This is a genomic window from Longirhabdus pacifica, from assembly GCF_004115085.1.
GTDB classification, from domain to species: domain Bacteria; phylum Bacillota; class Bacilli; order Paenibacillales; family DSM-105158; genus Longirhabdus; species Longirhabdus pacifica.
In genome coordinates, this window is record NZ_QXJP01000011.1 from 67,053 (window position 1) to 79,376 (window position 12,324).

The 12,324-nt window shown below is 37.0% G+C and carries 13 protein-coding genes; 5 read left to right on the top strand and 8 right to left on the bottom strand.

Features of this window, described 5'->3' with window-relative positions; translation table 11 throughout:
* Nucleotides 1-2: 2 nt before the first annotated feature.
* Nucleotides 3-1,619 carry a cytochrome c biogenesis protein ResB gene (resB, locus tag D1Z92_RS10180; protein WP_128895564.1) on the bottom strand — a complete coding sequence of 539 codons (1,617 nt, stop codon included), beginning with the start codon at nt 1,617-1,619 and terminating at the stop codon, nt 3-5.
* 361 nt (nt 1,620-1,980) lie between these two features.
* Between resB and D1Z92_RS10185 the strand changes: the two genes are divergently transcribed.
* A complete protein-coding gene (locus D1Z92_RS10185) occupies nt 1,981-2,613 on the top strand; it encodes a LysE family transporter (protein WP_128895565.1) in 633 nt (210 codons plus the stop codon).
* A gap of 208 nt (nt 2,614-2,821) precedes the next feature.
* The gene (locus tag D1Z92_RS10190) at nt 2,822-3,547 is read left to right on the top strand and encodes a YqcI/YcgG family protein (protein ID WP_128895566.1); all 726 of its coding nucleotides are present in this window, start codon (nt 2,822-2,824) and stop codon (nt 3,545-3,547) included.
* On the opposite strand, the gene D1Z92_RS10195 is transcribed toward D1Z92_RS10190, so the two are convergent.
* Entirely contained in the window at nt 3,522-4,844 is a 1,323-nt protein-coding gene (locus D1Z92_RS10195; RefSeq protein WP_128895567.1) for an amino acid permease, read from the bottom strand. The genes D1Z92_RS10190 and D1Z92_RS10195 overlap by 26 nt on opposite strands.
* Before the next feature lie 16 nt (nt 4,845-4,860).
* Nucleotides 4,861-5,823 carry an arginine deiminase family protein gene (locus tag D1Z92_RS10200; RefSeq protein WP_128895568.1) on the bottom strand — a complete coding sequence of 321 codons (963 nt, stop codon included), beginning with the start codon at nt 5,821-5,823 and terminating at the stop codon, nt 4,861-4,863.
* A 197-nt stretch (nt 5,824-6,020) separates the two neighbouring features.
* Here D1Z92_RS10200 and D1Z92_RS10205 point away from each other — a divergent pair, with 197 nt between their 5' ends.
* From D1Z92_RS10205 to D1Z92_RS10215, 3 genes are all read left to right on the top strand, one after another.
* Complete coding sequence (locus D1Z92_RS10205; protein ID WP_128895569.1) at nt 6,021-6,485, top strand: DUF4871 domain-containing protein; 465 nt, start codon at nt 6,021-6,023, stop codon at nt 6,483-6,485.
* A gap of 83 nt (nt 6,486-6,568) precedes the next feature.
* Nucleotides 6,569-7,027, top strand: coding sequence for a DUF4871 domain-containing protein (locus tag D1Z92_RS10210; protein ID WP_128895570.1), 459 nt, complete (start codon nt 6,569-6,571; stop codon nt 7,025-7,027).
* 104 nt (nt 7,028-7,131) lie between these two features.
* The gene (locus D1Z92_RS10215) at nt 7,132-7,569 is read left to right on the top strand and encodes a DUF4871 domain-containing protein (RefSeq protein WP_128895571.1); all 438 of its coding nucleotides are present in this window, start codon (nt 7,132-7,134) and stop codon (nt 7,567-7,569) included.
* 331 nt (nt 7,570-7,900) lie between these two features.
* Here D1Z92_RS10215 and D1Z92_RS10220 read toward each other — a convergent pair whose 3' ends face one another.
* From D1Z92_RS10220 to yycI, 5 genes are all read right to left on the bottom strand, one after another.
* Entirely contained in the window at nt 7,901-7,999 is a 99-nt protein-coding gene (locus tag D1Z92_RS10220; protein WP_128895572.1) for a putative holin-like toxin, read from the bottom strand.
* Between the two features lie 840 nt (nt 8,000-8,839).
* Nucleotides 8,840-10,174, bottom strand: a complete 1,335-nt coding sequence (locus D1Z92_RS10230; RefSeq protein WP_128895573.1) for a HEPN domain-containing protein — start codon at nt 10,172-10,174, stop codon at nt 8,840-8,842.
* 102 nt (nt 10,175-10,276) lie between these two features.
* Entirely contained in the window at nt 10,277-10,756 is a 480-nt protein-coding gene (gene rlmH / locus D1Z92_RS10235) for a 23S rRNA (pseudouridine(1915)-N(3))-methyltransferase RlmH (protein WP_128895574.1), read from the bottom strand.
* Between the two features lie 44 nt (nt 10,757-10,800).
* A complete protein-coding gene (locus D1Z92_RS10240; protein WP_240666654.1) occupies nt 10,801-11,610 on the bottom strand; it encodes an MBL fold metallo-hydrolase in 810 nt (269 codons plus the stop codon).
* Nucleotides 11,611-12,324 (bottom strand): two-component system regulatory protein YycI, encoded by a 714-nt coding sequence (gene yycI, locus D1Z92_RS10245; protein WP_128895575.1) that lies wholly within the window; start codon nt 12,322-12,324, stop codon nt 11,611-11,613.

Genomic DNA, 12,324 nt, shown 5'->3' on the forward strand with positions numbered 1-12,324 from the left:
CGTTACTCACTCTCCTTACTTTTTTTTACAGTCACATCTTGATCCACTGGCTCTGACAGTTTCGTATCCTGAATACATTGTGTAATCTCTTGTTGAAAGCCATCCCATCCACGATTGGTATGTGCAGCAATCCACACTTCACCGTCTACTTGCTGCAACCAAACTCTACGATGGTTCCAGTACATCCCTTGCGTTAGCCCGATCATAAATATAAATCCGCCTAGTGCGATAAGCCAAAGCGTATGATCTTTTTTCACTGTTAGCTGTGTAACATCTCTATTTAGCATGGATATAAACTCCATTTTGTAGTCGTTATCACCAAGCTCTACATTCGTTCGAATCGCTACGAAACTAATTTCCCCTTCTGGGTGTTCAGGACTAATCATAGAAAAAGCGATGCCTGGGTTGTTCGGAAATTTTGATTTCGTCGCTGGTCCATCCTCTTTCATCTCGAAGTCTGGGAAATAGTCCAGTACTTTTACTTTATAACCATTGCCTAAATCATGTACTTCTTGTGGGTTATCCAAGTTCACTTCGACCGTGCCAAATTGCTCTCCGGTCTCTTTATTCGCTAACTGAAACATCATTTTATAAAACTCTGTTCCATACCCCGTTTGATAGAGTGAGATGCTATCAAATGTAAAGGGTTCATTTACAATAATTTTCCCTGATTTCACGAATTCTAGTTCTGGTTGTGCACCAGGAATAGTGGAGCCAATATTTCTATATAAATTAGCATCCGTTTGATATGTCTTAGCTTGCAGCCCGTTTATTCTCTCTAAAGCTGCCTCGTATTTTTCATCCGTAGGATCGTAGTACTCAATAGAAAACTCTTCATTTTCAAGATAATACTCATAGTTGGTTCCAGGGATCGCCATGTATTCACCTTCACGGATTGAAACGGTTTCATTTACATACATGCCCGGAATAAACCTTAACATGGCAGCAAATAACACGATCACTAACCCCGTATGATTCACGTAAGGTCCCCATCTAGAAAATCTATTTTTTTCAGCTAACACATTGCCGTTCTCTTCTTTTACTTTATAACGTTTTTGCTCTAGTTGTTTCTTCACGCTTTGTATGGATTCCTCTGGATGCTCTACTTCACTAGCAGAAAATAAACGCTGTCTTTTTAAAAAAGAAGTGTTCCGTGTCACGCGCTGTTTCTTCAAGGAACGATATAACGGAATGATCCTATCCAAACTAGCAACAATTAAAGATAGCCCTAGTAAAGCTAGTAATAATAAAAACCACCATGACTTAAATAGTTCATGAAAGCCCAGTGTATAATACAGCCAGCCAAACCATCCATACTGCTCCTCATAAAAGGTTTCTGGAGGCGCGTTACTAAGAATATATTGCTGTTGTGGAAGTACCGTGCCAAGTACGGAACCAAGCAGTACCAATACAATTAACCATATTCCAACTTTGACAGAAGAGAAAAAGTTCCATATTTTATCTACTATCGTTGTGTTATACGTCTGTGAGCGTCTAGCAGCTCCTTCATACCGCATATTCAACAATTGTTCATTTTCGTCAAATGGATTGCCACAAATTTCGCAAACTTGTGTACCATAAGGGTTATTATGACCGCATTCACACTGTACGATCTTCATCCAATCTCTCCTTCTATCCTCTACTTCCTCCATTATACATGTGAACACAACGCTTTGAAAACTTCTCACCATCTCGTCACAAAACATTCAAAATAAAGTTTGTCTATGATGATAAACAAAAATGTCGTACAAGTTATAGCGCTGAATATAATATTACAAGTACAAGTTCATGCAACTTATCTAGATGAAGAAATAATGAGATATAAGTTTACGCCTCAGTTGCCAGGCGTAAAGGTTACTGTAGTTTCTTCATCTTATGATTAGCGGTAATAAGTTGCTTGAACAAGTTCATTCAACTTATCTAGATGAAGAAATGATGAGACAAGTTCATTTTTATCAGCGAGTGTTGGAGGGAAATTATATGAATGCATTTTTAAGTTATTTATTATTAGGTATTTCATTATCTGTGCCAGTAGGGCCAATCAACGCTGCTCAATTTAACAAAGGCATCCACCAAGGATTTTTTCACGCATGGTTACTAGGGATTGGCGCGATGTTTGGTGATATCTTGTTTATGCTGCTCATTTATTTTGGTGTCGCACACTTTTTAACCACGCCATTTATGAAAGCTTTTCTATGGACAGCGGGCTTTTTTATACTCATGTATACAGGTATTGAAAGCATTACGGCTTCCAAACAAACGGTACAGCTCAGAAACACTGCCCTTCATGAATCGAAATTAAAATCGTTTCGCAGCGGTTTTCTTATGTCCATCTCTAACCCGCTAAACATTATATTTTGGCTCGGCATATACGGATCGGTGCTAGCCAAGACAAGCCATTTACATAGTTCGATGGAATTGTTGATTTATAGTGGTGGTATTTTTGTCGGTATTGTATTATGGGATGTTTTTATGGCGGCCATTTCGAGTATGTTTAAAAAGGTTATGAGTCCCGTTGCGATACAGTGGACTTCCATTTTCGCTGGAATATTTCTCATTGGATTTGCAGTCTACTTTGGATTAGAAGCGTGGAAGCTTATATTTTTAAGGTAACTTCATTACGTATAGATTAGATAAGAAATAATGAGATACAAATTTGCGTCTCAGTAGCCATCTAATACCTAGTAGTAATAAGTTGGTTGAACAAGTTCATTCATCTTATAGACACCGTGGTTCAAAGTAGCGCAAATGTATGATACATAGACAGTCACCCATTTTCATTTCCTCTAATATGCTGATGTTGTAAAGGAGGAGTTGTAAAATGGATTTACTATTGAAGAAATCGTGGATAGATAGCAACATGGATGCATTAAAACCATGGGAGCAAGAAGCATTTTCATCTTTATTAAACATCGTCAACGATGAAGGGAATACATATCCTTGTATCCCTGGAAGAACCAGTTTGAAAGAGGATTCACTTCGCTTTGCTTTTATAGAAGATGCGGAACAAGATGTGCAAACGTTAGCAAACGTGATGGAAGCTTACACAGCTTGTTCCAGAAATACAGGAAGGTATGCATCCCTCGTTGTGTTTTTTCATAATGATCAGCAGAAATGGAAAGAGGCAGATACGGAAAGTTACAGAGCTATGTTTTGGAACGTATTAAATCAGTTGCGTTCATTCGATAAAAAAGAATGGCCAGAAGAAATCCCAACAGATCCCAACGATCATCAATGGGAGTTTTGTTTTCATGGAGAACCTTACTTTGCTTTTTGTGCCACACCAGCACATAAAGAAAGAAAAAGCCGTTACTTCCCCTATTTCATGCTTGCCTTTCAGCCACGATGGGTATTTAAAGATCTCAACGATTCTACCTCCTTCGGTCGCAATATGAAAAAAGCGATACGCAGTAGATTAGCCAAGTACGATGATATTCCCGCTCATCCTGATCTCAAATGGTACGGTGAGGGAGATAACCATGAGTGGAAGCAATATTTTTTAAGCGATGATGAAGCTAGTCCTAGCCAGTGTCCCTTTCATAAATAAAGTATCGTATCCATGTGGCAATACTAATGATGAGCAGGAATGCCATACTGACATACCAACCATATCTGCTCGTCTCTTCCCCTAATGTCCCAGATATAGCAATCAGAATAAACCCTATGCCTACACACACCTTAACGATACTCCATTTGGACACCTTCATAAGTTTAAAATACGTCACTAAAATAAATATCCAGTTGTAAAGCAACATAATGCCGGCTGCTGTCGTTATATATTCAAATATTTTTTTGGGGAGTAAAAAGGCAACCACAACCGATAATAATAAGCTTATGCTGGTAAAAACAAAAGCAGGAATCGGTATGTTCCATCTTCCTTTTTTCGCTATAAAAGGAGGGGCGTCCTTGTCTTCGGCTAATGTAATCACAATCGTCATGACAGCGTACAACGCCGCTACCATTGTAGAAAACCCCGCAATAATGAGAATAGCAGTAAAAAGGTGCGGCACAAACGGGATATCGTAAGGAGATAACGCGGTAATGAACGGACTTTGCTTGATATTAAATTCATCCCACTGCAAAAGGGATAATGCTAGTGCAATAGAACATACATAGATAATGGTGAGTGCAATAATCATCACGCTGCCTGCCAAAGGGGCTTGTTTCGGGTGTTTTAAATCAATCGCAAGCAATCCCATCACTTCAATTCCTCCATAGGCATAAAAAGCAAAAAGGAATGCTAACCATAGTCCTTTTGCACCTTCTGAGAAAAACTGATCTATATTTTGACTCCATGCTTCCTGTGTTAACGCTTGCTTGTCCCCCATCGTTAGCATGACAATCGCAATGACGATAAACATGACAATCGCTGCTGTTTTAATGATGCCAAACAAATTTTCCATACGTTCAAATCCCTTCATCCCCGTAAACAGGACGGCTAGTCCAGCGATAGAAAAGAAGAGCGAAAAAATCCATAAAGGAACATTCGGAAACCAAAACCGAGAAAAAATAGATAGTGCAGTGAGTTGGCTACCCATAATTAAAATTTCCGATGTGCAATACATCCAACCGTTACTAAATCCGGCCCATTTGCCAAATGCTTTTTTTGCATACGTTCTGAAGGAGCCCTTTTCCGGATATTTTGCTGCCATTTTCCCTAATGCTTCGTATACAAAATACGTTGCCAGCGCAGCTAATAGGAAAAGAATAATAACAGCGGGTCCAGCCTTTTGTATCGCTAAACTGAAACCTAAGAAAAAACCTGTACCGATGGTGCAACCACAACCTAGTAAAGATAATTGCCACCACGCCATTTTCCCTTTTTTTGTTTTTGATGCAGCCATTAGATATCACCTTTCATCATGACAAAGCTCGACGTAATGGCAGCGTCATACATCGAATACCACCACCGCCTTTTTCTAACTCATTAACGTCCACTTCTATCATTTTTTTATGTTTTAATTTATCATGATGACGAAATGCTGATTTTTTTGCATTTTTACTTAGTACAATGGCTTCAGGATGTATCGTTAGGAAGTTAAAATCGGGTATAGCCGCATATTTATCTACCCATATCACTTCAAATCCATGACGCATGAGAAACTGTTCCATCATCATATATTGATGAGTGGATTCTGTAATTAATCGAACAGGAAAATGATGTAGCCCCTGCTTCGCAACAACGATGTCTTCCCCTGCTACATTACAATTCATATCTAAATGCAGCGTATCGGACTGGTGTGGCAAATCGATAATGCCGACTTCCGAAAACCCTTGCGACTTTAGATGCGGCAGCAATCTTGCTACACTTTCTTCACTACTACGTTTACCAACGTTAATGAAAACAGCATCTTTATTTAAAATGAATACGTCACCAAATTCCAAAGGTGATGTACGTCTCACCCAATCTATGTGTTGATTAGCAGACAGAAAGGTTTCTTTGGAGAACCAGCCTTCCATGAGTTTATGCACCATGTCATATTCTGCACTTCGCATCGTAACCCCAGGTACTCCTGGAATCACTTTGTTCCCTATCACACAGGCGATGTCTCTCACAAAGGTTCGATGTACAAGCTGTGAGCTCAACTGCTTCATGTCATCACTTAACTGTTCTTCAACATCTATCACTTCAACGCCCTCTTGCTTCAATGTAGCTTTAAAATGATGATGTTGCTCCGCTGCCTTCTCATGATGAATAGGGGCATTCGATTGCACCATATTCGCATTTTCTTGATTTGTAATACTTACCGAAGCTGGTGTACATAAAAGTACCACTTCTAAAGGATCGTATTCGGACCAACAGTTCGGTTGAAAAGAAATCATAAGCCGCCCCCTACTTCCAATGATGTTTTTAGTATCACCATCTTTAGCACAATCATGTAAGCTTAGAAAATAATGAAACTAGATGTTTCCCTCTGAATAAATGGATAGAGATGAACCGGCATGAATGTATGCAAAATTATCTGAAAAATATGATAAAATGGTTTTAATTGTTAATCGATATAAGGGGGCTTAATACAATGAAAAAGAACATTTTTATTCCTTTGTTTGTGATTGCTATCTGTTTAGCGGTTATAGGTTGTTCTTCTGAAAGTAAAACACAAGATTGGGTGGAAAGTAATTTATTCACATCAGAATCTTATACGTTTATTGGAGAGGAAGGAAAACTTGGATTTATTTATGATGATAGCGACGTTGCCCGTTTTTACCCAGATAAAGGACATAAGTACATGTGGAATTTTTGGGGTAGTGAAGAGGAGTTGAAAGGAGTTGTTACGGTGACTGCTACGCATGAAAATGATGATGAAAAGTCTATTACGCTTTTTAGCTATCGTGATCCATGGCAATACCAAAATAGTAGTGAAAAGCGCAACTTACCATCAGTTTTTTCTCTCCCGACAAGTGGCATGTGGAAGTTAGATGCATTCATCGATGATGAGCTGTTTGGGAGTATATTTGTGAAAGTGCATGAGTATGAAGAATGAGTGAATCATGGTGCTCTATTGATATCAGGCAATGAGTAGAGCTAATCTTCACGGTGTATTTTCATTTAAAAGGGGCTGAGATAATGCAAAAGCAAATTTCTACTGTTATGTTTGGGATTTTTATGTGTTTAACCATTATTGGTTGTCAAGCAACAGCAAATTGGGCGGAAAGTGATTTATTCACATCTGGCTCTTATACGCTTATTGGAGAGGAAGGAAAAATTGGATTTATTTATGATGATAGCGAAGCAGCTATACGCTTTTATCCAGATAAACCACAAAAATATATGTGGCATTTCTGGGGTGAGGAAGAGGAATTAAAAGGAGATGTTAAGGTTACTGCTACGCATGAAAATGATGATGAAGAGTCTATTACGCTTTTTAGCTATCGTGATCCATGGCAATACCAAAATAGTAGTGAAAAGCGCAAGTTACCATCAGGTTTTTCTCTCCCGAAAAGTGGAATGTGGAAGTTAGATGCATTCATCGATGATGAGCTGTTTGGGAGTATATTTGTGAAAGTGCATGAGTATGAAGAATGAGTGAATAATGGTGCTCTTTTGATATCAGGTAATGAGTAGAGTGGAGCAAATCTTCACCATTTATTTTCTAAACTGAATGTTTTAATTTAAAAGGGGCTGAGATAATGATGAAGAAATTATCTATTTTTTTGTTTGCACTTATTATTTCTCTCACCGTTATTGGTTGTCAAGCGACAGCAAATTGGGAGGAAAGTGATATATTTTTAGTTAACGACCGTCAAATGATTGGGGAGGAAGGACGGTTTGCAATCCTTTATGACGTTCTTAATTTGTACCCGGATGCAGGAAATAAATGTATGTGGTATCTTTGGGGTGATGAAACAGAATTACAAGGAACGGTTAAAGTTACTGCCACACACGAAAAAGACGATGAATCCATAACTTTAATCCATAGCCATTCTAATTCGTTGTCTCCACACTTTACCGCAGATGACCACATGGTATCTGAGTTAACCTTACCTAAAAGTGGCATGTGGAAGTTAGATGCATTTATCGATGATGAGTTGTTTGAGAGTATTTTTTTGAAAATCCATGAAAAATGAGAAAGTTTAATTAGCTAAGTGGAGCCGATTCGTTTATTATGTATAGCATAATGAGATTTTACTGTGTATTTGATAAATTTATTTTTTTATATAGTATAAACTCATGGAAAATATCAGAATTGCTTGCAACAAAAAAGAAAGAAAAAATGCTAATTGAAGTATTGTGTAAACTTCAACTGTTTGTGATATAATGAAATTAATAAAACTGTCTATACTAATTAAAGAACCACAAGTGCGGCAAACACTTGTGGTATAGCACAATAGATTGCTTTAAGAGCAGTCGGCGTCGTAAGGTTTAGACCTCCCGAGCTTTCCAAACTCTAAGGGAGGTCTATTTTATTGTGGTGATTAATACCACGATAAACGAAAGCAACGCAATAAGAAATGTCCCAAATTTCAAAATAAGGGATATAACTTCGTATACCTTCATGGCATCACCTCCTACTATGAGGAAGTACGCCGACCGCCCTTAAATCTATGTACTTCATTCCATTATACCATGTATGCCTTGATGCATCTAGAATTTGTATATTTTGAGCTATTGAAATAAGCACTAATTTTTCAATTAAATCAATGCATTTGTTATTACTTTAGTCTGTTGTCCCTTACGAATTTTTCAAAGTCACTTCCGCATAATCTAAGTACATTGTAACAATACGGTTAAGTTGCTTGTCTTCTTTTTCAGATAAATAGAACTTGTAAGTAATACTTACAAGTTTCCTCTTCCTCCAATTCACCTTCTTCATAAATATTTTTTATATAAAGAGTTATATTTTGAGAAGTTGTTTGATACAGCTCAGCAATTGCCCTCTGTGTCATTCAAACCGTTTCATTTTCTAAGCTAACATCTATCTTTGTGTTTCCTTCTTCTGTGTGGTAAATCAAAATGTTAGTTTCATTAATCATTAGCATTCCTCTCCGATTTTTTTATCTATGTTGTCTCCATTCTTTTTCATTGCTATCTATTATTATAGCATGTCATACCATGATAAGTGTTGCGAGGTAAGCGTGAAACAAGAGGCACTATGTTGCTGTAACTGATTATGTAAACAATTACTGTTACATAAATGTTTGCATTTAATCAAACATTTTACTAGTATAAAATAAGATCTCTCTTTTACTAACTAAATGGTTTTGCATAACAGCTTAAGATAATTTCACATTTTTATTTTTTACATGACTCATGGTACCTTTCATATACAATGACCGCCCTAAAAACCCTCTCAATTCTCCACTGTTTCTTAGCGCTGACGGCTAGAAATGCCCTCTTTTAAATACCTTTAATAAGATATTGAGAGCTTTCATAGCTATCCTTTAACAGGTTAAACCATGATTGTTTAGTGGTATAGTTACTATGCTTTTTATTATCATTTGCATACTCAACGTAAAGATCAGCTTTACTGATAATGACAGAGATTATTTTATTAAATACATCTAAGTCGGTATCTCCTTTAGCATCGGTAAGAAAAGGATCTACTTCATTTCTAGAAAAATAATCTTCTCTATATTCTAGCCCCTCATGTACAAAATCGTTTCTAGATTTACATATCTTATCAATAGCAATTGTTTGGTCTATATCAGTTAAACGAACTAAGTGATTCAAGTGAAATTTCAACTTCTTTTTCTTATCCGATTCGTGTTTTTTCAAGAATAATACTTCAGCAGCAATATTGAGATATAAGACTGCATCGGACTCACTATCTAACGATTTTATTTTTTTCCCATTATTAATTGACTTCATGAAGAATTTTATCGCTCTTAAGAATCGAAAGTCTAACTCATTTAAATTATCACTTTCTCTTGTCCAATGATAAAGTTTCACAAACCGGTCCACATATTTTTGGTTCTTTAACCATTCTAAACTAAATCTACAGTTGTAACTAAAATTAATAGGTATATGTTTCCAGTTTTTGTCGCCATGGACTGCTATATGGTAGTTTAGTGTGTCTATGTTTTTTAACATGCTTTTATTTTCACCGAATCTTTTTATTGCTAAATGCATTCTGGAGTATTCATGTTCTGGGTAAATATAAGCTCTATAGAGTATATTTAATACGCTGATTGCATAAAAAGCACGGTCAGAAGCAATATGATTAACACTAGAATATTGATGTGTAATTTTTATAGCAATTAATGGATGTGATAGAAAGATAGGTGATCTAGAATTCAGTGTATGTTCAAACCTTGATTCAAGCTCATCAGAGGACAATTTGGTTATATAATGCATTTGATATACCTTATCTTCCCCTCCTATGATGTATATATCTTCACTTAAGCAGATAGTATCATTCAAAGTTGCATTTACTAAAGGAAAGACAACCCAATACTCCTTAACATTCAATTGAAGGTTAACTTTGAGTAAATCAAGAACTTGCTTTGAATCATCTAAACTAAAATCTTCTTTCTTATGAAACTCCAACCAACTAAATATTTGTACTAACCATTCCTCAGTGTCTTCAATGTTTATTATCTCTGAGAATTCTGGATGTTTAGCTATCGAGGTTATAACTTTATTTGTTTCTTTATCTTCTAAGCGACTACTCCAATTACCTCTTTCATAATTATATTTCAACAAGTAAAGAACTTTTTTATAAATTTTATCCATTAGAATATCCCCTAATTTTGATTAAATGTTATTATTCGTTGTTTGAAATATACTTAGACCATTGAACATTTTGGACAGTTACCTCAATCTTCTTGTTCACAACTACTTATGATACGGCTCACCGCGATTGATCTTAATACTGCGATATAGCTGTTCCGCTAACATAAGGCGCATCAACTGATGTGGATACGTCAGTTTGCCGAACGAGAGCAAGTGATTCGCTCTTTGCAGTACGGAAGCAGATAACCCTAACGACCCACCAATAATAAATACAATATGACTGTTTCCATACGTGGCTAGGTCATCTATTTTTTTCGCTAACTGCTCTGAGGTACATACTTTTCCTTCAATAGCTAGTGCAATGACATACACATCTTTCTTTACTTTCGCTAGTATGCGTTCCGCTTCCTTTTCTTTCACCTGCAAGGCTTCTGCGGGGCTTAATTGTTCTCCCGCTTTCTCATCAGGCACTTCGATCATATTCACTGTTGCATGGGTTTGCATCCGCTTTACATATTCCTGAATGCCTTGGACTAAATACTTTTCTTTTATTTTGCCGACGGTAATGATGTCAAATTGCACTGTATTGACTTCCTCTCTAACTTATATGTTAAGCATGTTAAGCCTCAATTGCCTACTTCATCCCAGAGCGTTGGTGTGTATGGATACGTATCCATCAGTTTGACATTATGTTGCTCCAAATTCAAATCTTTTTCTTTTAGCTCATGTTGAATGGTTACTTTAGCCAGCTCCATCATATTATGATCTAAACTAAGGTGAGCTAAATATATTCTTCTTACTTGCTCTACTTCTAATAAGTCCGCAATGGCTTGTCCCGCTGCTTCATTCGATAAGTGTCCTGTATCTCCTAATATTCTGCGTTTAATATTCCAAGGATATTTGCCAAATTGAAGCATGTTCACATCGTGATTCGATTCCAATACGATGACGTCAGAGTCTTGTATTTCTTTTTTTACATTGCTGCTCATATAGCCAAGGTCTGTCGCTACGCTTAGTTTACTATCTCCTTCTTTAAACCAGTACGCAACGGGGTTAACAGCATCATGGGAAATAGGAAAAGCTTTCATTTGCAGTTCTCCAAATGTTTGCATCTCCCCAGGCTCGATGATTTGCATAAATTGTGGATCGATTTCTCCAATCTTACCTTGCATCGCATTCCAAGTGGCTTGGTTGGCATACACTGGCAGTTTATATTTTCTACACATGACACCTAATCCTTTAATATGATCTGCATGTTCATGTGTAACAAAAATCGCATCGATCTGCTCCCCTTGCATATTTCTTTGCTCCAGCAGTTGTTCTAACTTTTTACCACTTAGTCCTGCATCTATCATGATGGTAGTATCTTTATTTTGCACCAGTGTAGCATTTCCTGTTGAACCGCTTGCGAGTACACTAAATTTAAATGTTTTCACCTACTGCATGCTCCCTTTTTTCAATTCTTCTACTTCCCCATTGATAGCATGAACGTAATATGTCGTGCCATCTGCTAATGTAAATCGCCATTTGGGAGCGAGTACTTGTGTCTCTAGATCAAATATTTTTCCGTGATATCCTAGTTCAACACTCGTGATGTTTGCTCCTATTTGTAAGTAATTATCGATGAGTAACTTCAATGCTTGAAAAGCAGAGAGTACTTCTTGTCGGTTATCGTTATCGTTACTGTTTACTGCTGCGTATATTTGTCTGTATGTGATGGCTTGGGATTGCTGTGTATCGACAACGACATTCATCTCAAACATCGAGAAACCATTATATTGCTGATTATATACATACACGCCATCAGCACTGTTGAAGTCATCCCATTCATACTGATCTCCAAATGCCAATACTTGCTTCCATTGCACTTCAAGTTGTTCTACGGTATCGGGGGGAGAGAAATCAAATGTGCCAACTTCTTCTATCGGAGTTTGAATCGTAATTTCTCCAACTTCAGGCGTATGGGTAGGTATTTCTTGGGATAACGTGATGTTATTTTCTTTTAATGACTGCATGACGCTCTCTTTAAACTCCGTCTCTACATTACTTTGCCAAAATAAATTGTTATCCGTCCATAGTTGATAACTAAGCATCACATTTAAAACAAGAAATGCAATAATTAATATCGTTTTAGCCCTACCCCACTCCAT

Coding starts and splice junctions, on each gene's coding strand:
- D1Z92_RS10200 (WP_128895568.1), bottom strand. CDS start 5,823: ATGATTTCTTTTCAACCGAACTGTTGGTCCGAATACGATCCTTTAGAA.
- D1Z92_RS10195 (WP_128895567.1), bottom strand. CDS start 4,844: ATGGCTGCATCAAAAACAAAAAAAGGGAAAATGGCGTGGTGGCAATTA.
- yycI (WP_128895575.1), bottom strand. CDS start 12,324: ATGGAGTGGGGTAGGGCTAAAACGATATTAATTATTGCATTTCTTGTT.
- D1Z92_RS10215 (WP_128895571.1), top strand. CDS start 7,132: ATGATGAAGAAATTATCTATTTTTTTGTTTGCACTTATTATTTCTCTC.
- D1Z92_RS10190 (WP_128895566.1), top strand. CDS start 2,822: ATGGATTTACTATTGAAGAAATCGTGGATAGATAGCAACATGGATGCA.
- D1Z92_RS10220 (WP_128895572.1), bottom strand. CDS start 7,999: ATGAAGGTATACGAAGTTATATCCCTTATTTTGAAATTTGGGACATTT.
- resB (WP_128895564.1), bottom strand. CDS start 1,619: ATGAAGATCGTACAGTGTGAATGCGGTCATAATAACCCTTATGGTACA.
- D1Z92_RS10210 (WP_128895570.1), top strand. CDS start 6,569: ATGCAAAAGCAAATTTCTACTGTTATGTTTGGGATTTTTATGTGTTTA.
- D1Z92_RS10185 (WP_128895565.1), top strand. CDS start 1,981: ATGAATGCATTTTTAAGTTATTTATTATTAGGTATTTCATTATCTGTG.
- D1Z92_RS10230 (WP_128895573.1), bottom strand. CDS start 10,174: ATGGATAAAATTTATAAAAAAGTTCTTTACTTGTTGAAATATAATTAT.
- D1Z92_RS10205 (WP_128895569.1), top strand. CDS start 6,021: ATGAAAAAGAACATTTTTATTCCTTTGTTTGTGATTGCTATCTGTTTA.